Raw genomic sequence first — 26,074 nt, forward strand, 5'->3', positions numbered from 1 at the left:
GCCGGACGGTGCTGCCGCAGCGGCCCCTGGGCTAGGATCGCGCCCGCTGATGATCGTCGAGGTCGCTGTCCTACCGAAGAGGGAGCCATGGGGCGAACACTGGCCAGGGCGGTGGCCGCTCTGCTCGTACTGTTCGTCGGCAGCCTCGCCTTCAACGCGGCGTCCGGGCAGAGCCGCTGGCCGGGGCCGCTCGACTTCGTACGCGTGCACCCGTGGTTGGTACTCGTCCTCCTGATACCTCTGTCGCTGATCGGGCTGTGGCAGGCACCGCCCCGCAGCCGTACGCAGGGCCCTCCGGTGCCCACGACCTACGGACTGCCTCCACGAAACACCGACTTCACCGGTCGCGACGCCACCCTGCGGGAGATGCGGCAGCGCCTCACCTCGGCGAACGACGTGGCGATGCTGGTCGTCCACGGGATGGGGGGCGTCGGCAAGACCCAGCTCGCCGTCGAGTACGCCTACCGCCACCTGTCGAAGTACCGGTTCGTCGCGTTCGTGAACGCCGAGCACCCCGATCTGGTGGCGTCGCAGTTCGTCTCGCTGGCCGGAGAGCTGGGGCTGACCGAGGTGAACTCCGACCAGGCCGCCCCACGGGTGTACGGCATGTTGCGGGACCGCAGGCCCTGGCTGATCATCTTCGACAACGGCGAGAAACCGGGCACGCTCACGCACGCGCTGCCGTCGGGCGACCTGGCGAGCAACGGGCATGTCATCGTCACGACCAGGGTGAGTGGCTGGCCGGGCAGCGCCGGGGTCATCGACCTGGACGTGTTCACCAGGCGGGAGTCGGTGGAGCTGCTGGTCCGGCGGGTGCCCGGCATGACCGCGGCGGTGGCGGACCGGATCGCCGAGCAACTGGGGGACCTTCCGCTGGCGTTGGAGCAGGCGGCCGGGTACATGGGCTACAACCACACGGCGCCCGAGGAGTACCTGACGCTGCTGACGTCGCAGCTGGAGGACGTGATCGCCCGGGGCGAGCCGACCGACCGGCCCACGGTGGTCGCGTCCCTGTGGCAGCTCAGCGTGCGAAGGCTGGAGTCGCAACAGCCGCAGGCGGTGCGGCTGCTGGAGCTGTGTGCCCTGCTGGCGCCGGAACCGATCCCGCTGGACCTGTTCACCGGCAACCCCGACGTGCTGGACGTGGCGGCCCCCGACCCGCTGACGTGGGACACGACGGTCGGCGCCCTGGCCGGTCTGAGTCTCGCGAGGCGCGGGAACGCGTCCCTGGTGGTGCACCGGCTGGTACAGGCCGCCGTCCGGGCCGCGATGCCGGACGAGGTCCACACCGGCACTCGGGCCCGGCTGTGTCGTGCGCTGCTCGCGGCCGTGCCGCACGACATCCACGGCGACCCGGATGCACGGCCGCGGTGGCAGCAACTGCTCCCCCACGTCATCGCGGTGACCAAGGGCGACCCGCCGGCCGAATGCGCGGCGGAAACGGCGGTGCTGCTGAGGCTGGCCGCGGAATTCCTCCTCCAGCTCGGGGACTACTCGGTGGCACTGCCCCTGTGTGAACGCGCTCTCGCGATCGACGAGTCGCTCGACGGCCGGGAGGCGGAGGTCGGCTTCGATCTGATCACCCTGGCGCAGATCCACCGGGACCTCGACGCCCCGGAGACGGCACGCCGGCTGACGGAACGCGCGCTGCGGCTGCACGAGTCCTGCCTGCCGGCGGACAGTCCCGTCATCGCTACGGACCTGGCCACGCTCGCACGGACCCTGTGCCTTCTCGGTGAGCACACAGCGGCGCTGCCACTGGCCGAGCGGGCGCTGCGGATCGACGAGGCGGCACACGGGCCGGACGACCCGTACGTGAGCTTCGACCTGGTGGCACTGGCGACCATCCACTTCGACCTCGGCGACTACGCCACGGCCGTACCGCTGATCTCGCGGGCGCTGCGGATCCGCGAGGCCAGATACGCACCCGACCACCTGTACATCGGGTACGCCCTGATCTTCAAGGCTCGCGCCCTGCACGCCTTGAACGACCCGACCGCAGCGGAACTGGCGCAGCGGGGCGCACAGATACTGCACACCCGACTGGGCAGGACACACCCCAAGACCGAGGATGCGCTCGCTCTCGTCGACCGTCTGCGTTGACGACGCCCGATCCTGGCCATCCTCTGTCGCAATTCAAAGACATATGTCAATCGAACATGCTCAGATTCGATCGATCGAGGGTAACTTGCAGTGCGGGGGCTGGATTTGGGCAGCCCGCCGCAAGTGAGCAGGTTGGAGGCGATGTCGTCGTGCAGCAGGAACCTGCGCCGTTCAGCCGGCATCTGCGCGTCCACCGGCACCGGGGCCACACGGTGCTGGAGTTCCGCGGCGAGATCGACATCTCGGCGGCGGTGGAGATAGCCCCGTACCTGGACCGGGTAACAACCCGCCCCGGCGCTCGGATCGTGATCGATCTCAGGAGCGTCGAGTTCTTCGACTGCTCGGGGCTGCGGCTGCTGTACCGGGCCCGCGCCCGGGTGCTCGATCACGGCGGGCAGCTGCACCTGGTCTGCACCCACCCGCTCACCCTGCGCATGCTCAGGATCACCGGGCTGTCCCGGCTGCTGCCCCCGCATCCGACGCCGGACGCGGCCCTGGGCCGGCCCGAGGCCACGTCCGGCACGTTATGACGCCGTCAACCGCCTTGTAAGGGCGGCTACTTGAGGATCCTGGTGACCTGCCCGGCCCCCACCGTCCGGCCGCCCTCACGGATGGCGAACTTCAGCCCCTCCTCCATGGCGATCGGCTGGATCAGCTGGACGTGCATGCCGGTGTTGTCGCCCGGCATGACCATCTCGGTGCCCTCCGGCAGGGTGACCACGCCCGTCACGTCCGTCGTGCGGAAGTAGAACTGAGGCCGGTAGTTCTGGAAGAACGGCGTGTGCCGGCCGCCCTCGTCCTTCGACAGGATGTACGCCTGCGCCTCGAACTCCGTGTGCGGGGTGACCGATCCGGGCTTGATGACGACCTGCCCGCGCTCGACGTCCTCCCGCTTGACGCCCCGCAGCAGCAGCCCGACGTTCTCGCCGGCCCGGCCCTCGTCGAGGAGCTTGCGGAACATCTCGATGCCGGTGACCGTGGTCTTCGTCCTCCGGTCGTGGATGCCGATGATCTCGACCTCGCTGTTCACCAGCAGCCTGCCGCGCTCGATCCGCCCGGTGACGACCGTGCCGCGCCCGGTGATCGTGAACACGTCCTCGATCGGCATCAGGAACGGCCGGTCGACATCACGCTCCGGTTCCGGCACGGCCGTGTCGACGGCCTCCAGCAGGTCGAGCACCGACCGCGCCCACTGCGGGTCCCCTTCCAGGGCCTTGAGCGCGGAGACCTGGACGACCGGGACGTCGTCGCCCGGGAACTCGTACTCCGTGAGCAGCTCGCGCACCTCCAGCTCGACGAGCTCCAGGATCTCCTCGTCGTCCACCATGTCGGTCTTGTTGAGCGCGACGACGATGTACGGCACGCCCACCTGCCGGGCGAGCAGCACGTGCTCCTTGGTCTGCGGCATCGGCCCGTCGGTCGCGGCGACGACCAGGATCGCGCCGTCCATCTGGGCCGCGCCGGTGATCATGTTCTTGATGTAGTCGGCGTGCCCCGGGCAGTCGACGTGCGCGTAGTGCCGGCGCTCCGTCTGGTACTCGACGTGCGCGATGGAGATGGTGATGCCGCGCTGCCGCTCCTCAGGAGCCTTGTCGATCATGTCGAACGGCGTGAACGGATTCAGGTCGGGATACCTGTCGTGCAGCACCTTCGTGATGGCCGCCGTGAGGGTGGTCTTCCCGTGGTCGATGTGACCGATGGTCCCGATGTTCACATGCGGCTTGGTCCGTTCGAACTTCGCCTTCGCCATGGCGAGCCCTCCTGAGCATCCGGTGATGCCGAGCCGTGCGTCCGGGTGATGCGGAGCATCGCTTCGCTCCTTCCTGTCTATTCGGTTCCCGGCGCGTCGAACAGGGCGCTGACGGACTCCCCGTTGTGAATACGGCGCACGGCCTCGGCGAGCGCGGGGGCGATGGAGAGGATCCGCAGCTTCTCGGTGCGCTCCTGAGCCGGGACCGGCACGGTGTTGGTGCAGACGATCTCCAGTACGTCGGGCTGCTCGCCGATCCGCTTCAGCGCGCCGGACGCGAACAGGCCGTGCGTACAGGCGACCCGGATCGAGCGGGGCCCCAACTCCCGCAGCCGGTCGAGGAGTTCGAGGACGGTGCTGCCCTTGGCGATCTCGTCGTCCAGGACGATGACGTCCCGCCCCGTCACCTCGCCGATGACGGAGTTGATGCTGACCCGGTCGTCCGCGAACCGCTGCTTGGCGCCGGCGGCCACCTGGGCGCCGATCATCCGCGCGAACGCGGCGGCCTCCTTGGCGTTGCCGAGGTCCGGGGAGACGACGGTCGTGCGGGAGAGGTCGTACTGGCGGAAGTGCGCGGCGAGTTCGCGCAGCGCGTGCAGGTGGTCGACCGGCACCGTGAAGAAGCCGTGCACCTGGGGCGCGTGCAGGGTCATGGCGAGGACGCGGCTCGCACCGGCCGCCACCATCAGGTCGGCGACGAGCCGGCCCCCGAGGGAGATGCGGGGCGCGTCCTTCTTGTCGGAGCGGGCGTAGGAGTAGTGCGGCATGACGACGGTGATCCGGCGCGCGGAGGCCCCGCGCGCGGCGTCGCACATGAGCAGCAGCTCGACCAGGTGCTCCTGGACCGGCCGGACCAGCGGCTGGATCAGGAAGACGTCCCGTTCGCGGCAGTTCGCCTGGAGCTGCACCTCCAGGCAGTCGTTGGCGAACCGGCTGACCCGGCTGGGGCTGAGCGGCACCCCCAGATGAGCGCAGACCTCCGCCGCCAGTTCGGGGTGGGCACTACCGCTGAACACGGCGATCTCTCGCACGATCCGCTCCTCGAATGATCATTCCGGGTGGCGGACTCATGCTACTGACCTCGGCAGAAACGTTGCGGCTCACGCCGGGGCGGGGACGTGTGGCGATCGCCTCACCACGACACGGGCAACCGGAGCGGGCTTCGCGTCATCTGGCCCTCCCGCCACTCGATGGTCTCGGGCGTGAACTCGGCGCGCAGGCGCGGGAAGCGGGCGGCGAGGCGGTGCAGGGCGAGTTCGAGTTCCAGGCGGGCGAGCCAGGCGCCCAGGCAGTGGTGGGGTCCGGCGCCGAAGGCGATGCCGGGTGAGGGCAGGGGTGCGAAGAGGTCGGGTTCGCCGGGCGGGAAGACGTCCGGGTCGCGCCCTGCGGAGTTGGTCTGGACGGCGACCACGCTGCCCGCCGGGATCAGCACGCCTCCCACCTCGGTGTCCTCGACGGCGCGCCGGATCAGTCCGGGCAGGACCCGGCCCTCGCTGAGCGGGACGGTGCGCAGCAGTTGTTCGGCCGCGGTGGCCGCCGCCGCCGTGTCCTTGGCGAGGCCCGGCCAGGCGGCCTGCCCGTCGGTGAGGAGGTGGACGACGGCGTTGCCGAGCGCCGTCATCGTGGTCTCGTGCCCGGCGACGACCAGTCCGCAGACCAGAGTGACCAGGCGCCGCTCGTCGATGCCGAACTCGTCGCCCGCCGCGACCAGCCCGCTCACCAGGTCGTCGCCGGGTGACGTCCGCCGCGTCGCCACCAACTCACCGGCGAACCGCCCGAACTCCCTCATCGCCAGGGCGACTTCCTCTGCCGTGTGCGCCCCGCCGGACAGGGCGTGGTCGGCCCAGTGCCGGATGCGTTCGCCGTCCACGTGCTCCAGCCCCATCAGCCGGCAGATCACCGCGACGGGCAGCGGCCGCGTGAACCCCTCGACGATGTCGGCGGGCCGGTCCTGCTCGGCGAGGTCGTCGAGGAGCGCCTCGACGACCGAGGCCACCCAGGGCCGCCGGCGCGCGATCGCCCGGGGCGTGAAGGCACGCTGCACGGTGCCGCGCAGCGCCTGGTGGGCGGCACCGTCCTGGTTGAGGAGCCCGTCGGGGGCGTCGAGGAGGTTCGGTACGACGAGGAGGGGCGGGGCGTCCGCCGCGTACAGCGAACTCCTGTTGAACCGGGGGTCCATGAGCACCTGCCGCACCTCGGCGTACCGGGTCACGAGCCACACCGGGGTGCCCGTCGCGAGGGTGCCGAGCCGGGGCGGTCCGGGCTCGGGGAGGCTGATGCGGTGCATGGGAGGAAGCGGCCGGGAGGTGCTGTCTGCGCTCATCCGGGTCTCCAGACGCGCCGGTACGGACGGTTCCCCACGTTAGTGCGCCGTCCCGCACCGGTCAGGGGCGGCAATCGGCCAACGGACAGGTCGGGCAAGGAATTTGGGGGTACTTCGTTGAATAGGGAAGGAGGGCCGTCGCCATGACGACTCCCATCAAGCGCATCGACAAGCGCATGCCCGGCTGGGCGAAGGCGGTGAGCGCCCTGATCCTGGTGCTCGTCGTCTTCTTCGCCGGGATCCGGCTGAGCGTGATCCCCGGTCTCAAGGACCTGTTCGGCACGGAGACCAACGACCGTTCGGGTCCCGCACTGCTCCAGTCCATCCAGGACATGAGCCGCTACGACGCCGCCTCCGGCAACTTCCAGATCGTCGTGGATCTGGAGAAGGACGCCAAGTTCCTGCCCGACGCGATCCGCGGCACCCGCACGCTGTACGTCGGCGCGGGCACCGTGGACGCCTATGTCGACCTCGGAAAGGTCGGTGAGGACGACGTCACGGTCAACGACGACCGTACGTCCGCCACACTCCGTCTCCCGCACGCGGCCCTCGGCAAACCGGCCCTGGACCCCGACCGCTCCTACGCCGTCTCCAAGGAGCGCGGTCTCCTCGACCGCCTCGGCGACCTCTTCTCGGACAACCCGAACAGCGAACAGGCCGTGCAGAAGCTGGCGGTCAAGCACATCGGCGACGCGGCCAAGGAGAGCGAGCTGACCGCGCGTGCCGAGACCAACACCACCGGCATGCTGGAAGGCCTGCTCCACTCCCTCGGCTTCAAGGAGGTGAAGGTGACGTACGGGGACTGAGTCCCTGGGGCTCAGCGGCCCCGGCCTCCGCGACTCCCCCTACGACAGCAGGCCCGGCAGGGCCAGCGCTGCGAGCACGGTGGCGCCGACCAGCACCCAGGCCACGTAGTCCCCGACGTGCCCGGACTGCAGGCGCCGCAGCGGCCGGGCCCGGTCCGGGGCGGTGAGCAGCCCCGGCCGGGTGACGGCCAGGGCCGCGAGGCCCAGGGCCAGCACGGTCGAGGCGAGGTCGAGCAGCACACCGGCCGGACTCCAGTGCGGTGCGGGCACCACGGCACCGCCGGAACCGGCCTCGTCGACGGCGTGCGCCACGGCCTCGCCGAAGCCGGGGGCCACCCCGACGGCGAGCGAGCCGGCGAGCAGCAGGGCGGGGACCGCGGTCATGGAGTCGGGGATCCGGCTGAGCCGGTGCCGGGTCTCGGGCCGCTCGCCGGCGCCGGTCGTCTCGTACTCGGTGTCCTTCTCGGGCGGGCGGCCGAGCCCGAGGAACACCCGGGCCGCGACCCGCAGTACCGCTGCGGCGGTCACCGCGGTCGCGGCGACGTACAGCACGGTGACCGGACCGCCCACGGACTCCTCCGTGACGGCCTTCCCGAACGACGTCCCGAACGGCGGGAGTCCGGCGAGCGCGAGCCCCGCCAGCGCGAACAGCACGGCGACACCGCGCAGCTCCCGGGCCCGGCCGTGCAGCGCGTGTTCGTCGACGGTGCCGTACCGGTCGAGGAGGATGCCCGTGCAGGCGAACAGCGCGGCCTTCACTCCGGCGTGGCCCAGGACGTACAGGGCGACCCCGTCGTCGGCCTCGGGCGTCAGCACCCCGATGCCGATCAGGAACAGCCCGGTGTGCGCGACCGTCGAACACGCCAGCAGCCGCTTGATGTGCCGCTGGTACCAGCACATCACCGCGCCGATCACCGCCGTCACGCAACCGAGCACGACGAGCACCCGCTCCAGGTCGGCCGCCGGGATCCCGCCGGGGCCGGCGAAGACGGTGCCGTACACGCGCCAGACGCCGTACACGCCGAGTTCGACCATGACGCCCGACAGCAGCATGCACACGGGGGTGGGTGCGACGGCGTGGGCGTCCGGGAGCCAGAAGTGGAAGGGGACGGCGGCCGCCTTGACCAGCAGGCCGGTCAGGACCAGGACGAACGCGGCGAGGACCAGCGCGTCCGGCGGCCCGTGCGCGTCGAGCCCGCGACCGATCTGCGCCATGGCGAGCTCGCCGGTGCGGGCGTAGAGCAGGCCGATGCCCATCAGCATGGCGTACGCGCCGAGCGAGGTGATCACCCCGAAGCTCAGCGCGCCCTGCACGGCCTTGGCCTCCTCGACGCGGTGCCCGGTCAGCGCGTAGGCGACGACGCTCATCAGCTCGAACCAGACGAACGCGTTGAACAGGTCGCCCGCGACCGCGAACCCGCACATGCCCGCCTGGAAGAGCAGCATCAGCGCGGGGAACGAGCCGGCGTGCCGCCGCGGGGGTTCCTCGAAGTAGTGCCAGGAGTACGCCAGGGCCGCGAGGGTCAGCAGGGAGGCGAGGGCCGCCATGCCGAGCCCCGCGCCGTCCCCGACCAGGACGATGCCGACGCTGCGGCCCTCGACGGGCGTCCAGCCGCCGACCCATTCGGTCATCGGCGGCGAGGAGTTCAGCAGCAGCACGATCGCGAGAACGGCCGTGCCCGCGGAGACCGCGCAGCCCACCGACTCGGCGAGGACACGGGGCAGGCGGCGTCCACCGGCGACCAGGAGGGCGGCGCCGAGGAGGGGGACGGCGACGAGCAGCGGCAGCAGGTCGTTCATCAGCCGCGCAGCTCGGTCAGTTCGTCGGGGTCGACCGTGCCGTGCCGCTTGGAGACCTGGACGACGAGCGCCAGCAGCAGGGCGGTGACGGTGGCGCCGACGACGACGTCGGTCAGGGCGAGGGCCTGGACGACCGGGTCGACGACGGGGCGGGATCCGGGCTCGATGTCGGAGAAGACGGGGGCGGTGGCGTCGTCGCGGTAGCCGACGGCCAGCAGCAGGACGTACGTCGCGGACTGGCACACGGACAGGCAGCCGACGGCGTGGATGAGGTTGCGGCTGGTGGCGAGGCCGTAGCAGCCGGCCAGGAAGATCCATACGGCGACGAGGTACGGCAGGACATCCATCACGGCGCGCTCACTTCCCGCTCTCCTCCTCGATCTCGACGGCCTGGTCCAGGAAGCGGGCCAGCAGCACGACCACCGCGCAGGCGACCTCCATGCCGATGGCCGCGTTCAGCAGCGGCACGGTCCCGCCGGAGGACAGCGTGTTGAACGTGCCGTACGGCAGCAGGGTGTTGGCGAGGAACGCGGTACCGCCGATGAGGCCCGCGAGGCCGGTGACGAGGTAGGCGGAGGCCGAGACGGCGTCGCCGACCTCGTACAGGCCGACCGGGCGGATGCGTTCCAGGGCGCGGTAGTCGGCGCCGAGGTAGAGCAGGTGCAGGGCGGTCGCGGCGACGACGCCGCCCTGGAAGCCGCCGCCGGGGCTGAGCTGGCCGTGCGCGATGACGTACAGGCCGGTGACCAGGGCGACCGGCAGGACGAGCAGGGCGTACCGGCGTACGGGCGGGGCCACGTCGGCGGGTTCGGGCCGGGCGCGGTGCTCGTCGCGGGTCTGCCGCAGCAGGACGACACAGCCGACGACGGCCGCGAACAGGATGGTCATCTCGCCGAGGGTGTCGAAGGCACGCTGGTCGAAGTTGACGGAGGCGATGGAGTTGGCGGTGCGGCGGGCGAGGGACACGTGCACGGCGCGGTCGCCGTACGGGTGACTGTCGCCGCCGAAGTCCGGCAGCCGCAGGCAGGCGGCGACGAGGAGCACGGCGAGCCCGGCGCCGCCGACGAGGACGAGCCACCGCCGGGTGCGCGGGGTCATCGCTCACGCCCCTTGCGCCGCTTGACCTTGCGGACCGACAGGAGCAGCAGCAGGGGCGCCAGGGCGCCGCCGACCGCCAGCTGCGACAGGGCGACGTCGGGCGCCTGCACCGCGGTGAACAGCACGGCGAGCACGACGCCGAGGACGGCCAGCACGAGGGCCTGCCGCACGGGGTCACGGACGGCCACCGCCACGGTCGCACAGACGGCGACGAGTACCAGCGCCGCGACGATCACCGCGTCAGCCACCGCGCACCCCCGCGAAACCGCCGGACAGCGCATGGGAGGCGACGATGTTCCCGCCGATCAGGAGCGCGCCCGTGAGCAGGAGCTTCACCATGGCCCGGCTCGGCCCGACCGCCACGCACAGCGCCAGGACCACTACCGCGACGAGACCGGCGGCCGCCCAGGTCAGGCCCCAGGCGCGCGGCGGGTCGGCGGCGAGTTCGTCGGTGAGCAGGCGGGCGAACACGAGGGTGCCGACGGGGCCCAGCAGGGCGAGGACCAGGGCGACATCGACGTACGAGGGGCGCTCGTACCCCTGGGCGAGCAGGAGCAGTCCGGGGCAGGCCAGGGCGGTGGACAGGTTCTGGGCCACGACCCGGCGCCGCAGTGGTCCGGTGGCGATGCCCCAGAGGGCGGCGCCCACTCCCCCGCCGAGTACGACGGTCGCCGCGAGGAGCCAGCCGTTCATCGTCCGGTCACCGCCCGGCGTGCGGCGACGGCCGCGAGCGCTGCCACACCGGCGACGCCCGCGCCGACCGCGAGCTCCAGGGTGTCCACGGCGCTGATGAGGACCAGCCACAGCAGGGCCAGCCCGGCCCACCAGGCCAGGAACTCGGCCGCGGCGAGCAGCGTCGTACGCCGGTCCATACGCCACCTCCGCGGGCCGGATGTCCAGATATCCGCAGCTTGCGCTACTTCGGTTACTTCGGTTCCGCGTCATCCAAACACCACCCTGGGCGACAGCGGCGGCGGACGCGCGGGTCTCCGGCCGGAGTGCCCCGACAGCATGAAGGGAAACCGCGGGCGGCCGTGCCCGGGAGCGGCCGGGGCGGCATCTCATCGGGGTACCGGGGTAATCCCCTTATTACGAAGGGAAGTTGAAGACTGGAGGACCGCATGGCCCGTGGAACCTCACGTTCGCGCGCCGCGATACGCCCCGGCACTTCCAAGACCCCAGGCGCCGCCAAGTCGGCGGGCGGCACCAAGTCCTCGGGCGGCGCGAAGCCCGCAGGCGGGGCCAAGTCCAAGCGCGCCGCCAAGTCCGAGCGCGGCGCCAAGCCCCCTCACTCCCCGCGCCCCAGGCAAGACCCCCTGCGCTTCCTCGCCCGTCTCCTCGCGATGGTGTGCGCCTTCGCGTTCATGGTCGCCTTCGCCGTCATCCTGGCGAAGCTCACCCTGCAGCCCTCTCCCGCCTCGGAGGCCCTGACCCACACCAACCTGCGTCCGGGCCGCTCCCTGCGGGCTTATCTGGACCAGCCCGAACTGCGCGACGCCGTCCGGCAGATCGGCGGGAACCTGCTGCTGGGCGTTCCGTTCGGCATCCTGGTCCCCGTGCTCGCCCCACGGGCGCGCGGGGTCCTGCGCGTCCTGCTGCTGACGGCGACCGTCATGCTTCTCGTCGAGTTCGCGCAGGGCGCGCTGGTGACGGGGCGCGCCTTCGACATCGACGACGTCATCCTCAACACCACCGGCGCCCTGATCGGCTACCTCCTGCTGGGCCGGCGACTGAGCCGCGCGGTGCACGCCCGGCGGCCTCGCTCCGGCAAGGACTAGGGGGCTTCTGCTGGATCTCCGTGGGAGAAGGAACGGCGTTCGGTGCGTGCCGGGCGTTGCGACGCCGCGGAGATCCAGCAGAAGCCCCCTAGCGCAGCACCAACTGGACGATGGCCACCGTGCCGACCACCACGATGAGCGCGCGCAGCACGGAAGGAGGCAGACGGCGGCCTGTTCTGGCGCCGAGATGGCCACCGACCGCGGATCCGATCGCGAGGAGGGCGACGGCCGTCCAGTCGAAGTCCGCGACGACGAGGAAGAACAGCGCGGCGACGGAGTTGACCACGGCGACGAGCACGTTCTTGACGGCGGTGAGGCGTTGCAGGCCGTCGTCGAGGAGCATGCCCATCAGGGCGACGTAGATGATGCCCTGGGCAGCGGAGAAGTAGCCGCCGTAGACGCTGGCCAGGGTCAGTCCGACGAGCAGCAGCGGGCCGCCGTCGGGGCGTGCGGATCGCCCCTTGCGTGCCCGGCGGTCGCGCAGCTTTCTGCTGATCAGCGGTTGGAGGACGACCAGCAGGAGCGCGAGCCCCACCAGGACCGGCACGATGCGTTCGAACGCCGAGGCGGGCAGGGCGAGCAGCAGCGCGGCGCCGGTGACCCCGCCGAGCAAGGCGCCGGCGCTCCACTTCAGGATGCGGCGGCGCTGCCCGCGCAGTTCCCCGCGATATCCGACGGCTCCGCTGATCGAGCCGGGGATCAGGCCCAGCGCGTTGGAGACCGTGGCGGTGACGGGCGGCAGGCCGGTCGCGAGCAGGACCGGAAAGGTGATCAGCGTCCCCGAGCCGACGGCGGCGTTGACGGCACCGGCCGCGATGCCCGCGCCCAGGACGGCGAGGAGTTCGCCGAGGTGTGCGGCGTTCATGGAGAGCAGCGTAGAAACCGAACGCTTCGGCGGCGGACGAACCATGCCGGGCGGTGAGGACCGCGGGCTCGAACTCTGGTCTGTACCAAGGTATTGACGACCCCTTATCTCACTCCTTAAATCAAGTGGCGAGACCTTTACCCCACGCCTTCCCCCTTCATCCCCCACCTCGTTCGGCGCGCCCGCCCACCGGGCCGTCGTACGGAAGGGAGCACGATGGCCACCCCACGTTCGCTCCGCACATGTCTCCTCGCCGCTCTGTCGGCCGTCCTGGTCGCGTCCGCCGCGATCGGACCCGCCCAGGCGGAACCACCGGCCGTCACGGCCGCCGCGGTGACGTTCTCCGACGGCTTCGACGGGCCCGCCGGTGCCGCGGCCGACTCCTCGAAGTGGCAGATCGAGACCGGCGACAACGTCAACAACCACGAGCGGCAGTACTACACCTCGGGCAACAAGAACGCGGCCCTGGACGGCCAGGGCCACCTGGTGATCACGGCAAGGCGCGAGAATCCCGCCAACTACCAGTGCTGGTAGGGAACTTGCCAGTACACCTCGGCCCGGCTGAACACCGCGGGCAAGTTCACCGCCCAGTACGGGCATGTCGAGGCGCGGCTGAAGGTGCCGCGCGGGCAGGGCATGTGGCCCGCGTTCTGGATGCTCGGCACACCGGTGAACTGGCCGGACTCCGGCGAGATCGACGTCATGGAGAACGTCGGCTTCGAACCCTCCACCGTGCACGGCACGATCCACGGCCCCGGCTACTCGGGGTCGGGCGGTATAGGGGCCGCGTACTCGCTCCCGAACGGGCAGGCCTTCGCCGACGCCTTCCACACCTTCGCCATCGACTGGGCGCCCGACTCGATCACCTGGTCCGTGGACGGGAACGTCTACCAGCGGCGCACCCCCGCCGACCTGGGCGGGCGGAGCTGGGTGTTCAACAAGCCGTTCTTCCTGATCCTGAACCTCGCGGTCGGCGGCTACTGGCCCGGCGACCCGGACGGATCCACGGTCTTCCCGCAGCGGCTGATCGTGGACCACGTCTCGGTGACGACCGGCGACTCGGCCTTCGGCGTCCCGATCAGGGGCCTGGCCGGCAAGTGCGTGGACGTGGCCGGTGCGAACCCCGCCAACGGCACGCCCGTGCAGCTCTACGGCTGCAACGGCTCCGCGGCCCAGCAGTGGACCGCCGGCGCGGACGGCACGCTCCGCGCGCTCGGCAAGTGCCTGGACGTGACGGGCAACGGCACCGCGGACGGCTCGACCGTCCAGCTGTGGGACTGCACCGGCGGCCCGAACCAGAAATGGGCCGTCTCCACGGCGCGCGACATCGTCAATCCGCAGTCCGACAAGTGCCTGGACGCTACCGGCAACGACTCGGCCAACGGCACCCGGCTGCAGATCTGGACCTGCACGGGCGGCACCAACCAGAAGTGGACGGTCGGCTGACGCGGCCGACTAGTGGTGGTGCCAGGTGAACTTGTCTCCGCCGACCCAGCGGACCACGTCCGGGTCGTCCAGGTCATGGACCGTGATGCCGAAGGCGGCGGCAGCCTCCAGGACATCGGTGACGGTCTTCGCCTGACCGACGACCTCGCCGTCGATCTCCAGGATGCGGAACGGAGGCGTGCCCGGCTGAACCCCGAGCACCATGATCCGCGGGTGTGAAATGTGCGGGCTCGCGCTTTCGGTCATGAATAGAGCGTAGAGCGCAATCCGGGTCGGCGAATCCTCCGGGTCACCCACACGTTCCGTCACGCCGTCGTGCGGGGGCGGCGGCGCCGGGGAACCCTGGAGGAGGAGGTGGCGATGGATCCCGTCGAGGCGCTGAACCGGATCGCGTTCCTGCTGGAGCGGTCCCTGGCACCGACGTATCGCGTACGCGCCTTCCGTACGGCGGCCCGGGTCCTGGCCGAGCTGTCCGAGGACGAGGTGCGCGAGCGGGCGGAGGCCGGGTCGCTGGAGTCGCTCAGGGGCGTCGGTCCGAAGACGGCGCAGGTGGTGCGGGAGGCACTGGCCGGTGGGACGCCGGGCTATCTGGAGAAGCTGGAGGGCGAGGCCGAGGAGTCCGCCGGGCCTGAAGGCCGGGCCGGCGGGCGGCTGCGGGCGCTGCTGCGCGGGGACTGCCATCTGCACTCCGACTGGTCCGACGGCGGCAGCCCGATCGAGGAGATGGGCAGGGCCGCGGCGCAGCTCGGCCACGAGTGGGCGGCGCTCACCGACCACTCGCCACGGCTGACCGTGGCCCGCGGGCTGTCTCCCGAGCGGCTGCGCCGGCAGCTGGACGTGGTGGCGGAGCTGAACGAGACCTGGGCGCCGTTTCGGCTGCTCACCGGCATCGAGTGCGACATCCTCGAGGACGGCTCGCTCGACCAGGAACCCGAGCTGCTGGAGCGGCTCGACGTCGTGGTGGTGTCCGTGCACTCCAAGCTGCGCATGGAGTCCGGCGCGATGACGCGGCGCATGGTGGCCGCCGTACGCGATCCGCACGCGGACGTTCTGGGGCACTGCACGGGCAGGCTGGTGACCGGGCGGGGGCGGCCCGAGTCGGAGTTCGACGCGGACGAGGTGTTCGCCGCGTGTGCCGAGTCGGGTACGGCGGTGGAGATCAACAGCCGTCCGGAACGGCTGGACCCGCCGCGCAGGCTGCTGCGCCGGGCCGCCGACGCGGGGGTGCTGTTCTCGATCGACACCGACGCGCACGCGCCCGGCCAGCTGGACTGGCAGATCCTCGGCTGCGCCCGCGCGGAGGAGTGCGGGGTGCCGGCCGAGCGGGTGGTGACCACCTGGGACCTGGAGGAACTGCTGGCCTGGACCCGCGAGGGCCGGACACCGTCCCGAGTGGCGGGCGCCTGACGTGGTACTCGTGCGGCTCGTGAGGAACGGCGCGTGAGGAAGGGACAGCACATGGAACGGGCGGCCGTGTTCGACGTCGACGGAACCCTCGTCGACACCAATCACCTGCATGTCACGACCTGGTGGGAAGCCTTCCGGCAGGCCGGACACCAGGTGCCGATGCACGCCGTCCACCGGGCCATCGGTCTCGGCTCGACCGACCTGATCGCCCACCTCCTCGGCGACGACCGGGACAAGGACCAGGACGCCGCGCTGAGCGCCGCCCACAAGGCCCTGTACGGGCAGTACTTCGACCGGCTGCCCCCGCTGCGGGACGCGGCCCGGCTGCTGCGGCGCCTCGACCGCACCGGCTGGCGAGTCGTCCTCGCGACCTCGGCGGGCGGCGCCGAGCTGTCCGCGCTGCGTCGGGCGATCTCGGCGGACGACGCGATCACCGCCACCGCGAGCGCCGACGACGTCGAGGAGGGCAAGCCCGCGCCGGAGCCCGTCGAGCACGCCCTGGAACTGGCCGGGGTGCCCGCCGAACGCGCCGTGTTCGTCGGCGACACCGTGTGGGACATGCGGGCCGGCGCCCTGGCCGGAGTGCGCTGTGTGGGCGTGCTGTGCGGCGGCATCCCGCGCGCCGACCTGCTGGACGCGGGCGCGCAGGCGGTCTATGCGGATCCGGCCCACCTGCTGGCGTCCCTGGCGGACAGTCCCTTGGCCGACGTGACGGGCGGCGCGGACCCGGACCGCGGATGACGCGAGTCACGGATGCGGCGCCCCGGCCCACGCGCCGGGGCGCCCGGACGCTGGAATCGATACGGCAGCGGGCGCTCGGGCATGCGCGCGTGACCGACGCGCTACGGCGGGAGGCGCATGCCGTCGGCAGGGCCGCCCGCGCCGCCCGGCACGGGCCGGGCCGGGAGCGGGACCTGGTGGTGCAGTCGCTCAAGGCGGCGGCCGCGGCGCTGCTCGCCTGGCTCGTGGGGAGCGTGTGGCTGGGTGATCCGATGGCCCTGATGGCGTCCTGGGTCGCGCTGATCCTGGTGCAGGCCACCGTGTACAGCTCACTGGTGCAGGCCGCACAGCAGTTCGGGGCGATCTGTGCCGGGACCGTGCTGGCGTCGGCCGCGCTGGCGGTCACCGGGAGCACCGTGGGCGCGCTGGCCCTGTCGATCCCCCTGCTGATGCTGCTGGCCAACTGGCGGCGCTTCGGTGACCAGGGTGTCTTCGGCGCGACCACGGCGCTGTTCACCCTCGCGACGGGCGCCGCCGGAGCGTCCGCGGTCGGGCACCGGGTCGGGCAGGCCGCTCTCGGCGCGGTGATCGGGGTCGCCGTCAACGCGCTGATCCTGCCGCCGATCCATCTGCGGGACGTACGGGAGAACCTCGCGGCGCTGGCCCGGGAGGCGGGAGACCTCCTGCACGCCGTGGCCGCGGATCTGCGGGAGACCGAATGCAACGCGCAGAGCGCGGCGGGGTGGTCGAGTGCCTCGGCGCGCCTGGAGCGCCGGCTGGAGGCGCTGCGGTCCGCGCGTGGCTGGAGCCGGGAGAGCCTGCGCCTGACCGCAGGACCGCTGCGGGGCCTTCGACGCCCTCCCGCGCCGGCACCGCCGGAGGAGGAGGACGAACGCTGGAGCCGGGTCACCGGGCACATCAGGGCGCTCACCCGGACCCTGGCCGTCGCGGCCGACGAGGACCGCACGCCCCTGCCGCCCGACGGGCCCGCGCTGCGTGCGTACGCCAGGCTGCTGGAGCTGATCGGCGACGTCTGCCACACGGAGAGCCGCCGGCTGCTCGGGGCCGGCGGTGACACCTGTCCGGGCGTGCGGACCGAGGCCGCGATGCTCGGGCTGCACCAGGAGCTGCAGGACTTGCTGCGGGATCACGCCGGGCAGGGCGCCGCCCGGGCGACGGTTCTCGGGACCCTGCTGCTGCAGGCCGAGAACGTGTGGAGCGAGACCGTTCCGGCAGAGCGGCGGAGGTGACGCGGATCACCTCAAATCGCCCCTTGCGCCGGAACACCGCAGGGTCGTTGCCCGTTGAACCACGCGTGGGTGCGGATGGGACAGTGTCCCCGGGCCTCACCTTTTGCCCACAGGGACGATCGTTCGGCTGAAGCCCTGTGGAGCCTTTCGCCGAGAGGCGACCGCCATCCGCACCCACCCCTGACCGCCCCGACCGGCATTCCCCCGTCCGGTCGGGGCTTTCTTCTCGGCTCGGACGGGGTACTCGGACGCTCCCGCCCCCACTCCCGTGAGGAGCCGCAGGTGAGCAGCGAACCGGCCCGCAGGATCGTGGTCACCGGCGCCACGGGCAATGTCGGTACGAGCGTGGTACGGCTCCTCTCGGAGGATCCGGAGGTCGGCTCCGTGCTGGGGCTGGCCCGCAGGACCCCCGAGTGGTCGCCGCCGAAGACGGACTGGGCGGCGGTCGACCTGGCGTCCGAGCAGAGCGACCTGGTGACCATGTTCGAGGGTGCCGATGCCGTCATCCACCTGGCGTGGGCGTTCCAGCCCACGCACGATCCGGCCGTGACCTGGCGGACGAACGTACTGGGCAGCATCCGGGTCTTCGACGCGGTGGCCGCGGCACGGGTCCCGACGCTGGTGCACGCGTCGTCGGTCGGCGCGTACTCGCCGGGGCCGAAGGACGACGCGGTGGACGAGTCGTGGCCGACCCACGGCTGGCCCGACGCCGCGTACTGCCGGGAGAAGGCCTACCTGGAGCGGACGCTGGACACCTTCGACCGGGCCCACCCCAGGACGCGGGTGGTGCGGATGCGGCCGGCGTTCCTGTTCAAGCGGGAGTCGGCGAGCGAGCAGCGCCGTATCTTCGGCGGCCGCTTCCTGCCGGGGCCACTGGCGCGCCCGGAGCTGCTGCCGTTCCTGCCCGACATTCCGGGACTGCGGGTGCAGGCCCTGCACACGGACGACGCGGCCGAGGCGTATCGGCTCGCCGTGAGGTCCGACGTCCGTGGCGCGTTCAACCTCGCGGCCGAGCCCCCCGTCGACGCGGCCCTGCTGGGCGAGATGCTCGGCGCCCGCCCCGTCCGGCTCCCGCCCACGGCGGCCCGCTCGGCGATCGCCGCGGCGTGGGGGCTGCACCTGCTGCCCGCCTCCCCGCACCTCTTCGACGCGGTGCTCAGGCTGCCGCTGATGGACTGCACACGCGCCCGCACGGAACTGGGCTGGCGCCCGGGACGCACGGCGCCCGAGGTGCTGGAGGAGTTCCTGCACGGCATGCAGCGCGGCGAGGGGGCGCCGACCGAGCCGATGCGGGGCCGCAAGGTGGGCTGACCAGCGCCCGCCCAGGGCTGGGCGTCTCAGCCGGACGGCTCCTCAGGAACCGGATGTTCCGCAGGAACCGGATGTTCCGGGTGGGCCGTGCCCGACCGTGCCGCGCCCTGCCGGCCCGTGCCCGCCTCGTCCGTGTCGGGGACGTCGTCCCCTTCGGTGCTGTCGTCCGCGGGCTCGACGGACACCTCCCACGGGTCCTCCTCCGGGTTCGCCTGCTGGTCCGGCAGATCCCGCGGCACGGGCTCACCGGTCTTGTCCTGCGTCGCGCGACGTTCGTCGGTCATGGTGCACCTCCCTCGCATCGTCCAAGGTCGTCGTGAGCCCCGCGAGTACCGTTCCCACCAGCGGCGAAACCTCAGGGCGCCGCCCGCTCCGCCAAGGCCGTGCGCCGGGCGGGCGACGGCCCCTCGGGCACGGGCTCGGCGCGTCGCCCGCCGCGGGCGAAGAAGTCGGCGAGCGGCAGGATCGCGGCACCTACGGTGACCGCCTCCGGGCCGAGCCTGCCCAGGTCGACGGTGACCTTCCGGGCCGGATGCCGCAGGGCGTAGGACGCCGCGTGCCGGCGTACGGCGGGCAGGAGGTGGGCGCCGAGCCGGAGACCCGCCCAGCCGCCGATCAGGATGCGCTCGGGCTGGAAGAGGTTGATCAGGTCGGACAGGCCCGCGCCCACGTACTCGGCCGTCTCCTCCAGCACGGCGAGCGCCACCGGGTCGGCCGCACCGCCCTCGGGCGGATGGGCGCCGGCCAGCATCGCCGTCAGCGCGGTCTCCTCGTCGACGCCCTCCGGCACGCTCCCGCCCTCCTCGCGCCAGCGTTCCAGCAGCGCCTCGGCGCCCGCGTACGCCTCCAGGCAGCCGAGCGCACCGCACCGGCAGCGGCGCCCCCTGACCCGCACCGTCAGATGCCCCCACTCCACCGCCCGCCCGCGCTCCGCCTCCGGGGTGACCAGACAGGCGCCGACGCCGGAGCCGAAGAGCACGACGACCGCGCTGCGGGCGCCGCGTCCGCCGCCGAACCACATCTCCGCCTGACCGAGGGTCCTGGCGCCGTTGTCGATGAAGTACGGGACGCTGTCCGGGAGTTCGGAACCGTCACGCAGGAGCCGCTCCAGCGGTACCGCGTCCCAGCCGATCGTCTGCCCGTGCACCACGGCACCTTGCCGCGGCGTGTGTTCGACGATGCCGGGGACGCCGATCCCGACGCCGAGGAGCCGTTCGGGCCCGATGGCGGCGCCCGCGAGCACCTCGGCGATGCCGTCGCGCACATGGCCGACGATGCCTTCGACCCCGTAGCACTGCCCTATCACAGGCCGTTCGGCGCGGGCGAGTTCGGTGAGGGTGAGGTCGAACAGCCCGATCCGCACCCGGGTCTCGCCGACGTCGACGCCGATCATGTGGCCGCTGCGGGGCGCCACGCGCAGGAGGATGCGGGGGCGGCCGCCGTCGGAGTCGACACTGCCGGCCTCCTCGACCAGGCCGTCGGCGATCAGCTCGGCGACGACATTGCTGACGGAGCCGGAGCTGAGTCCGGTCGCCGGGCCGAGTTCGAAGCGGCTGAGGGGGCCGTCGAAGTAGAGGCGCTGCAGTACGGCCGTACGGTTGCCCCGTCTGAGGTCGCGTACCGTGCGCCCGTTCCGCCCCGCCATGCGGCTCCCTCCCGAGTCCTCAAGATCTATGCAGTCTGGGCGAGTCGCTCGATCTCGTCCAGCGCTGCCACGAGTTCCGGCGCGACCACCGCCTGGACCCAGCGTTCCTTCTCGACGTCGACCGCTCGCGGGACCGTCTCGGTGAGCATGATCAGGTAGAGGTAGGCGCGGTAGAGGGCCAGCCGCAGACGGGTCGGGACGTCGAACTCGGCCCGGCCGCCCGCCTCCCGGTAGCCCGCGAGGAACGCCTCGTCCTTCCTGATGTCCCCGAGCAGCGCCAGGGAGACGAAGTCGGCGAGGGGGTCGCCCCAGAACATCCGCTCGCCGTCGATGAGCCCGCCGATGCGGGGCTCCTGCTCCGCCGTGCGGTCCAGCAGGATGTTCCCCTCCCACAGGTCGAAGTGGACCAGTGCGGGGACCGTGACCTCGTCGAGCGCGGGGTAGGCGGGCCGGAGCATGCGGGCCACCTGGTCGGCGGAGCGGGGCAGCCGGGCGTCGTAGTCCCGGGCGTCGTCCAGGACGGCCTCGGTCATGGCGGTGAACGCGGTCCGCCAGTCGGGCGCGAGCGGGCCGAGGGCGCCGGACGGGTAGCCGAAGCCGGGCCCGGTCACCGTGTGCAGACGGGCCACCTGGCGGCCCAGCTCCCGGCGCAGCGGGGCCCTTTCGGCTTCGGGGAGCGAGCCGTTCCAGGGCTCACCGGGGCAGGCCGTCATCAGCAGATACGGTACGGCGGCCTTCTCGTCGACGACCACGACGTGCGGCGCCTGGACATCTGCCCCGGCGGCCCCGCGGTAGAACTCCGCCTCGGAGGTCAGCAGGCCGCGCTCGTGGCGCAGGCCCGGGACGGTGGACGCGGGCGGGACCTTGAGGATGTAGCGACTGCCGTCGATGAGGAGGAGTTCCTCGACGGTGTTGTACGTGCCGCCGCTCAGGGGCCGGACCCCCACGAGCAGGCCGGGGTCGATGCGTGCGCTCTTCAGTACGCGCCGAGCCCAGTTCCAGGAGTCCGTCAACGCCCCGCCCCATTCTCGCGTGTCAGCCCGCGGCGTACACGTCCTCCACGTAACGCCCGTCCCGCACCAGCCCGTCGAGCCACTGCTCCGCGGCCGCCTCACCGGCGCCCGGCGTGCGGTCCCGGAACAGGGTACGGAACGCTTCCCGCACCCCGGGTGCCATTTTCGAACCGTCGCCGCAGACATACACCCGGGCGCCCGCTTCGAGGAGGTCCCAGACCTCGTCCGCCTCGGCGGCGACGCGGTGCTGCACGAACGTCCCGGCGGTGCTGAAGGCCGGGCGCAGCGACACGGCACCGGCGGTCTCGGCGGCACGCAACTCCTCGGCGTACAGGAAGTCGGCATCGGGGGCATCGCAGCCGAAGTAGCAGAGCGCGGGCGGGAGTTGGGTGCCTTCGGCCAGGGCTACGGCCCGGTCGGCGACGGCGCCGCGGAACGGGGCGAGGCCGGTGCCCGCCGCGATCAACAGGACCGGGGCGCGGTGGTCGACCCGGAAGGCCTCCCGGCACGGCTGGATGCGGGCGTACACGGTGTCGCCGGGCTGGACCGTGGTGAGGTGTCCCGATCCGGTGCCTCGGTAGGTGCCCTTGCCCGAGCGGGCGGGGGCCTGGAGCAGGGAGACCATCAGGTCCGCGTGGCGTGGGTCGACGGCGGGCGAGGAGGAGATGGAGTAGTGGCGGGGGCGCAGCGGGGTGAGGAGACCGAGCAGCGTCGGCCAGTCCAGGGCGCCTCGCAGGGCCGGGAAGTCCTCGATGACCTCGACGAGGGTGCGCGCGTCGTCGGTCAGGTCCGCCAGCGCCATGCGCTCCGGCGGGCACGGGTTGGCGGCGGCGAGCGCGGACAGCTGGGCGGCGTTCGGGCGCTCCTGCAACTCGACGTGGTGGGCGAGGAGTTGACGTACGGTCAGGGGCCGGTCGATGGCGAGGCCGTCCCGGCGGGGGCGGGTGGCCCGGATGTCCAGGACCGTGTCGAGGTCGACACCGAGCGCGGCGGCGGCTCGCTCGACCAGCGCCGGTGCGTTGACGGGCAGCACGGTGAGGTGGTCGGCGGTGCGGTAGGTGACGCCGTCCGGCAGGGCGAGGCGGACGAAGCGCTTGCGGCGGGGGTGTCCGGGGGCGGTGAGGTCGTGGGCCTCGGTGACCGTCATCGGGACGAGGCCGTGGCGTTCGGCGAGGGCGTCCAGGGGGCCGCCGGTCACGGTGCGGACCTCGTACGCCGCCCTGGGCTCGTCGTCGGCCGGGGCGGTGGCGGCGTCCGGGTCGCCGTACCGCTCCAGCAGAGCCGTGCGCAGCCTGGCCGTGAAGTCCCGTACCGCGCCGGTCAGATCGCCGGAGGCGTCGGCGGCGGCGCGGTCGATCAGACGGGTGGCGCCGAGTTCGGCGAGGCGGTCGTCGAAGCGGGTCGGGACGTGCTGGTAGGTGGCGGCCCAGTTGCGGTCGCCGACGCCGAGGACGGCGTAGGTGACGTCCGTCGCGTCGGCGGCGTCCTCCAGCCAGGCGGCGAAGGCGGTGGCGTCGTCGGTGGGACGGCCGTTGTAGGAGGCGGCGGTGATCACGACCGGGCGGTCGGCGGGCAGGGCGCCCGCGTAGTCGTCGAGGGGCGCGATCCGCGTCTCGCATCCGATCGCGGCGGCCTCGTCGGCGAGCCGGGCGGCGAAGTCGCGGCAGGTGCCGTAGTTGCTGCCGTGCAGGAACAGGGCGCTGGTGCCGGGGCGGACGCGGGCGGGGAGGGCGGCCGTGTCGGACACGGCTTCCGTGGTCGCTGGGGCGGCGCCCGGCAGGGGTGCGTGCACGCGGTCGGCGGGCGTGCGCGGGGTCAGGGTGAGGGTGAAGCCGTCGGGCTTGAGGGTGAGGGTCTCCTTGACGGTGAGGCGGTAGTCGGCGTGGTCGTGCAGCCGGTAGCGGTGGACCAGCATCGCCAGCAGCATGGTCGCCTCGTGCAGGGCGAACTGCCGCCCGATGCAGGCGCGTTCACCGGTGCCGAACGGCTTGAAGGCGTGCACGGAGCGGCCCGCCTCGGCCTCGGGTGTGAAGCGTGAGGGGTCGAAGAGCTCGGGGTTGTCGCCCCAGACCGGCTGCCGGTGCAGCATCGGCGCGAGCACGGTCACGGCCTGCCCGGCGCGCAGCGGGACACGGCCGCCGAGCATCGTGTCCTCCAGGGCGTGGCGGCTGAAGGCGGCGGCCGTGGGCCACAGCCGCAGCGCCTCGTTGAGGACCTGGCGGGTGTAGGTCAGCTTCCCGACCTCGTCGTACGTCGGCTCGGGGTCGGCCCGGTCGCCCCACAGCTCGTCGACCTCGCGCTGCACGAGCTGGAGCGCCGCCGGGTGCTTGGCGAGGTGGTACAGCGCGAAGGACATCGCGCCGGAGGTCGTCTCGTGGCCGGCGATCAGGAAGGTGATGACCTGGTTGCGGATGTTGGCGGCGTCGAGGGTGGTGCCGTCCTGCGGGTGCTCGGCGGTGAGCATGAGACCGAGCAGGTCCTCGGCGTCGCGCTGGTCGGTGCCGGCGCGGGAGGCGATGACGTCGTCGACGACCTGGGCGAGGTAGGCGGAGTCGTCACGGAAGGCGGCGTCGGCGGCCTCGTAGTCCCCGCCCGGGACGCGGGCGAGCCGGTTCATGCTCCACTCCAGGCAGCGGACCATCGACTCGACGAAGGGGTGCGGCTGGGTCCGCTCGAAGGACCCGAAGTCGTAGCCGAAGCCGGCGAGCCCGATGGTGTCGAGGGTCATCCGGGTCATGTCCTCGGGCACGTCGACCGGCTGCCCGGCCCGGGCGTCACGGTCCCAGGACGCGATGAGCCGCTGGGCCACCTTCAGCATCACGGGGTGGTAGGTACGCATCGAGCCGAGCGCGAAGGCGGGCATGAGGATGTCGTGCGCCCTGGCCCAGTTCGGTTCGTCGTTGTACGCGGTGAACAGGCCGTCGGCGGCGAACTCCCGGACGTTCTCCAGGGCGGGCCCCACATGCTTGGCGAACCGCTTCTCGTCCGCGAGGTCGGCCACCAGGTCCAGATCGGCGGTGAACAGGGTGTCCCGCCCGTGCAGCCGCCGCACGAGCACCGGCCCGTGCTCCCGCATCAGGTCCATGACCTGCTGGATCGGGGTGCGGCCGGGTCCGACGGCGGTGATGTCGACGACGGGGACGCCGGGGAGGGTGTCGAGGGTCTGCGGGTGCAACGCGGTGGGGGGCATGGCGCGACAACTGCCTTTCGCGGTACGGGACTACTGCGGTCCAGCGTGATCGACGGCCCCCGGCCGCCCGCACCCCCGCACTACATGATTGTGTAGTCCACGCAGGGGCGTCGCTCTTGCGCCGAGGGACCGGAGGTGCTGATGGACTGGGCTCACCCGGAGGCCGTGGTGTGGCGCAACCGCGCCCTGATGGTCTTCGACCGGGTCTCGGTGCCGATCGCGGTCTGCGATGTGTACGGCGCGGTCCTGCTGGCCAATCCGGCGATGGCGGCCGAGTGCGGTACGACGCCGGGGCGGCTGCGCGGCCGGGACGTACTGGAGCTGTTCCGGCCGCAGGAGGCGACGCAGGTGGAGCGCATCGCCGAGGCGCTGCGGCTGCGGCACCGGTCGCGGTACCAGGTCTCGGTGCGCTGGCAGGCGCCCGGCGGTGCCGAGCGGTACGGGGAACTGACGGCGGACCCGGTGAGCGACACCGTCGAGGAGACGCCGGCGCTGCTGGTGATGCTGCGCGTCCTGGGCGAACGCGAGCCACACCGACGCACGCCGCCGAAGGTGACGCCGATGGAGGCCCACATCCTGACCCTGCTCGCCGGCGGCGCCACCACCGCCCAGGCCGCCCGCGAGACCGGCCTCACCGTGGACGGCGTCAACTACCACCTACGACGCCTGTCGACCCGCTGGCACGCGACGAACCGGACGGAACTGGTGGCTCGCGCCTATGCGCTGGGGGTGCTGGCTGCCGGGGTGTGGCCGCCGACGGTTCGGAACGCGGAGTAGGAGGCGGTACCCGCACCCGCCGGCATGCCGAGCCGTGGGGCCCTGTGAGCGGCGCCCCCGATGACGCGCGGGTCGCCATGGCCGCCCTCTGCGTCCGGCGGTGCCACGCCGAGCCCGGCCGGGCGGCGTGCGCCGCGGTTCGGCAGCGCCCCGAAGGGGCGCGGGGAACTGCGCGACCAGCCACGATGGCGCCGCTGACGAACGACGGCACAGCGCGGCACTTCCAGCGGAGCGCCTGGTTCATCGGCCTCGGCGAGCGCGAGGAGGTGCATGCCCGCGGCGACGCCGAAGTCGGTCGGTTCGGCGGCGCTGTCGGGATAGCAGAAGGTGGCGCGGGCGAGTGCCGCACCGTTCAGCCTGAAGTGCGAGGAACCGAACCGCGGGGCGGCGCCCACCGCTTGGCGGCGGAAGTTCAGCGCGCCGTACACGGGCCGCTCGTGTGCGGCCGCGTCGTCGTACACCCCGCCGAAGATCCGGCTCCCCCAGCGCCAGCGGTCGCCGCCGGGGTGGGCGGTGAGCCCGCCGTTGCTGGTGCCGGTGACGAACTGCGAGTGGTAGGTGCCGTCCAGGGCCAGCGCGCGCAGGATCGGCACGCCCCGCGCCAGCCGGTCGGGGTGGAAGTCGAGGGTGTGCGCACGTCGGGGTCGAGGGCAGGCCCCGCGGAAGTGACCGCGACATGCCGTAGGGCCGCCCATGCCCGAGGTGACCCGACAGGGCCGAAATTCACTGGCTCCCCCTCATCAAGCTGCCTACCCTAGATATAAACCTAGACCCCCTAGGTTTTCCGGTCCG

25 protein-coding genes and 1 pseudogene are annotated in these 26,074 nt (G+C 72.4%); 10 read left to right on the forward strand and 16 right to left on the reverse strand.

Annotated features, from left to right (window positions below):
• The first annotated feature begins 87 nt into the window (after window positions 1-87).
• Entirely contained in the window at window positions 88-2,103 is a 2,016-nt protein-coding gene (gene fxsT / locus ACIREI_RS10165) for an FxSxx-COOH system tetratricopeptide repeat protein (protein WP_403329845.1), read from the forward strand.
• A gap of 149 nt (window positions 2,104-2,252) precedes the next feature.
• Window positions 2,253-2,633, forward strand: coding sequence for an anti-sigma factor antagonist (locus ACIREI_RS10170; protein WP_403329848.1), 381 nt, complete (start codon window positions 2,253-2,255; stop codon window positions 2,631-2,633).
• A 26-nt stretch (window positions 2,634-2,659) separates the two neighbouring features.
• On the opposite strand, the gene tuf is transcribed toward ACIREI_RS10170, so the two are convergent.
• The 3 genes from tuf to ACIREI_RS10185 form a co-directional block, all read right to left on the reverse strand.
• Window positions 2,660-3,853, reverse strand: a complete 1,194-nt coding sequence (gene tuf / locus ACIREI_RS10175; RefSeq protein ID WP_403329851.1) for an elongation factor Tu — start codon at window positions 3,851-3,853, stop codon at window positions 2,660-2,662.
• Between the two features lie 77 nt (window positions 3,854-3,930).
• Window positions 3,931-4,884 (reverse strand): ribose-phosphate diphosphokinase, encoded by a 954-nt coding sequence (locus ACIREI_RS10180; protein ID WP_403329854.1) that lies wholly within the window; start codon window positions 4,882-4,884, stop codon window positions 3,931-3,933.
• A gap of 101 nt (window positions 4,885-4,985) precedes the next feature.
• Window positions 4,986-6,176: a cytochrome P450 gene (locus ACIREI_RS10185; RefSeq protein WP_403329857.1), complete on the reverse strand. Its 1,191-nt coding sequence runs from the start codon at window positions 6,174-6,176 to the stop codon at window positions 4,986-4,988.
• 143 nt (window positions 6,177-6,319) lie between these two features.
• On the opposite strand from ACIREI_RS10185, the gene ACIREI_RS10190 reads away from it, so the two are divergent.
• Window positions 6,320-6,982 carry a DUF4230 domain-containing protein gene (locus ACIREI_RS10190; RefSeq protein ID WP_403329860.1) on the forward strand — a complete coding sequence of 221 codons (663 nt, stop codon included), beginning with the start codon at window positions 6,320-6,322 and terminating at the stop codon, window positions 6,980-6,982.
• Between the two features lie 39 nt (window positions 6,983-7,021).
• Here the strand turns inward: ACIREI_RS10190 and ACIREI_RS10195 are convergent, their stop codons facing one another.
• From ACIREI_RS10195 to ACIREI_RS10220, 6 genes are read right to left on the reverse strand one after another with little or no spacing between them, the layout of a single operon-like run.
• Window positions 7,022-8,782, reverse strand: a complete 1,761-nt coding sequence (locus ACIREI_RS10195) for a complex I subunit 5 family protein (protein ID WP_403329863.1) — start codon at window positions 8,780-8,782, stop codon at window positions 7,022-7,024.
• Entirely contained in the window at window positions 8,782-9,129 is a 348-nt protein-coding gene (locus ACIREI_RS10200; protein WP_403329866.1) for a sodium:proton antiporter, read from the reverse strand. The genes ACIREI_RS10195 and ACIREI_RS10200 overlap by 1 nt, the downstream gene beginning before the upstream one ends.
• A 10-nt stretch (window positions 9,130-9,139) precedes the next feature.
• Entirely contained in the window at window positions 9,140-9,880 is a 741-nt protein-coding gene (locus ACIREI_RS10205) for an MnhB domain-containing protein (protein ID WP_403329869.1), read from the reverse strand.
• Entirely contained in the window at window positions 9,877-10,128 is a 252-nt protein-coding gene (locus ACIREI_RS10210) for a hydrogenase subunit MbhD domain-containing protein (protein ID WP_403329872.1), read from the reverse strand. The genes ACIREI_RS10205 and ACIREI_RS10210 overlap by 4 nt, the downstream gene beginning before the upstream one ends.
• Entirely contained in the window at window positions 10,121-10,573 is a 453-nt protein-coding gene (locus ACIREI_RS10215) for a monovalent cation/H+ antiporter complex subunit F (protein ID WP_403329874.1), read from the reverse strand. Before ACIREI_RS10215 ends, ACIREI_RS10210 begins: the two co-directional genes overlap by 8 nt.
• A complete protein-coding gene (locus ACIREI_RS10220; RefSeq protein ID WP_403329877.1) occupies window positions 10,570-10,752 on the reverse strand; it encodes a hypothetical protein in 183 nt (60 codons plus the stop codon). Before ACIREI_RS10220 ends, ACIREI_RS10215 begins: the two co-directional genes overlap by 4 nt.
• A 249-nt stretch (window positions 10,753-11,001) precedes the next feature.
• Between ACIREI_RS10220 and ACIREI_RS10225 the strand changes: the two genes are divergently transcribed.
• Window positions 11,002-11,658: a VanZ family protein gene (locus ACIREI_RS10225; protein ID WP_403329880.1), complete on the forward strand. Its 657-nt coding sequence runs from the start codon at window positions 11,002-11,004 to the stop codon at window positions 11,656-11,658.
• An 88-nt stretch (window positions 11,659-11,746) separates the two neighbouring features.
• Here the strand turns inward: ACIREI_RS10225 and ACIREI_RS10230 are convergent, their stop codons facing one another.
• Window positions 11,747-12,523 carry a sulfite exporter TauE/SafE family protein gene (locus ACIREI_RS10230; protein WP_403329883.1) on the reverse strand — a complete coding sequence of 259 codons (777 nt, stop codon included), beginning with the start codon at window positions 12,521-12,523 and terminating at the stop codon, window positions 11,747-11,749.
• A 216-nt stretch (window positions 12,524-12,739) separates the two neighbouring features.
• Between ACIREI_RS10230 and ACIREI_RS10235 the strand changes: the two are divergent.
• Window positions 12,740-13,969 (forward strand): annotated as a pseudogene (locus ACIREI_RS10235) (ricin-type beta-trefoil lectin domain protein).
• A 9-nt stretch (window positions 13,970-13,978) separates the two neighbouring features.
• Here the strand turns inward: ACIREI_RS10235 and ACIREI_RS10240 are convergent.
• Window positions 13,979-14,215, reverse strand: a complete 237-nt coding sequence (locus tag ACIREI_RS10240; protein WP_301994816.1) for a hypothetical protein — start codon at window positions 14,213-14,215, stop codon at window positions 13,979-13,981.
• A gap of 114 nt (window positions 14,216-14,329) precedes the next feature.
• Here ACIREI_RS10240 and ACIREI_RS10245 point away from each other — a divergent pair, with 114 nt between their 5' ends.
• From ACIREI_RS10245 to ACIREI_RS10260, 4 genes are all read left to right on the forward strand, one after another.
• On the forward strand, window positions 14,330-15,376 hold the full coding sequence (locus ACIREI_RS10245) for a PHP domain-containing protein (protein WP_403329886.1): 1,047 nt from the start codon (window positions 14,330-14,332) through the stop codon (window positions 15,374-15,376).
• 51 nt (window positions 15,377-15,427) lie between these two features.
• Window positions 15,428-16,117: an HAD family hydrolase gene (locus ACIREI_RS10250; RefSeq protein ID WP_403330877.1), complete on the forward strand. Its 690-nt coding sequence runs from the start codon at window positions 15,428-15,430 to the stop codon at window positions 16,115-16,117.
• Window positions 16,114-17,346, forward strand: coding sequence for an aromatic acid exporter family protein (locus ACIREI_RS10255; protein ID WP_403329889.1), 1,233 nt, complete (start codon window positions 16,114-16,116; stop codon window positions 17,344-17,346). The genes ACIREI_RS10250 and ACIREI_RS10255 overlap by 4 nt, the downstream gene beginning before the upstream one ends.
• 282 nt (window positions 17,347-17,628) lie before the next feature.
• On the forward strand, window positions 17,629-18,657 hold the full coding sequence (locus ACIREI_RS10260) for an SDR family oxidoreductase (protein ID WP_403329892.1): 1,029 nt from the start codon (window positions 17,629-17,631) through the stop codon (window positions 18,655-18,657).
• 26 nt (window positions 18,658-18,683) lie between these two features.
• Here ACIREI_RS10260 and ACIREI_RS10265 read toward each other — a convergent pair whose 3' ends face one another.
• The 4 genes from ACIREI_RS10265 to ACIREI_RS10280 form a co-directional block, all read right to left on the reverse strand.
• Window positions 18,684-18,941: a hypothetical protein gene (locus tag ACIREI_RS10265; protein WP_403329895.1), complete on the reverse strand. Its 258-nt coding sequence runs from the start codon at window positions 18,939-18,941 to the stop codon at window positions 18,684-18,686.
• 71 nt (window positions 18,942-19,012) lie between these two features.
• The gene (locus ACIREI_RS10270; protein ID WP_403329898.1) at window positions 19,013-20,302 is read right to left on the reverse strand and encodes an ROK family protein; all 1,290 of its coding nucleotides are present in this window, start codon (window positions 20,300-20,302) and stop codon (window positions 19,013-19,015) included.
• A gap of 26 nt (window positions 20,303-20,328) precedes the next feature.
• A complete protein-coding gene (locus ACIREI_RS10275; protein ID WP_403329901.1) occupies window positions 20,329-21,315 on the reverse strand; it encodes a phosphotransferase family protein in 987 nt (328 codons plus the stop codon).
• Between the two features lie 22 nt (window positions 21,316-21,337).
• Window positions 21,338-24,505, reverse strand: coding sequence for a cytochrome P450 (locus ACIREI_RS10280; RefSeq protein WP_403329904.1), 3,168 nt, complete (start codon window positions 24,503-24,505; stop codon window positions 21,338-21,340).
• A 141-nt stretch (window positions 24,506-24,646) separates the two neighbouring features.
• On the opposite strand from ACIREI_RS10280, the gene ACIREI_RS10285 reads away from it, so the two are divergent.
• Window positions 24,647-25,282, forward strand: a complete 636-nt coding sequence (locus ACIREI_RS10285; RefSeq protein WP_403329907.1) for a PAS domain S-box protein — start codon at window positions 24,647-24,649, stop codon at window positions 25,280-25,282.
• Here ACIREI_RS10285 and ACIREI_RS10290 read toward each other — a convergent pair.
• A complete protein-coding gene (locus tag ACIREI_RS10290; RefSeq protein WP_403329910.1) occupies window positions 25,222-25,875 on the reverse strand; it encodes a DUF3626 domain-containing protein in 654 nt (217 codons plus the stop codon). The two genes, ACIREI_RS10285 and ACIREI_RS10290, sit on opposite strands and share 61 nt — an antisense overlap.
• Between the last annotated feature and the right edge of the window lie 199 nt (window positions 25,876-26,074).

It is taken from the genome of Streptomyces sp. NPDC093591 (assembly GCF_044764885.1).
Taxonomy (GTDB): domain Bacteria; phylum Actinomycetota; class Actinomycetes; order Streptomycetales; family Streptomycetaceae; genus Streptomyces.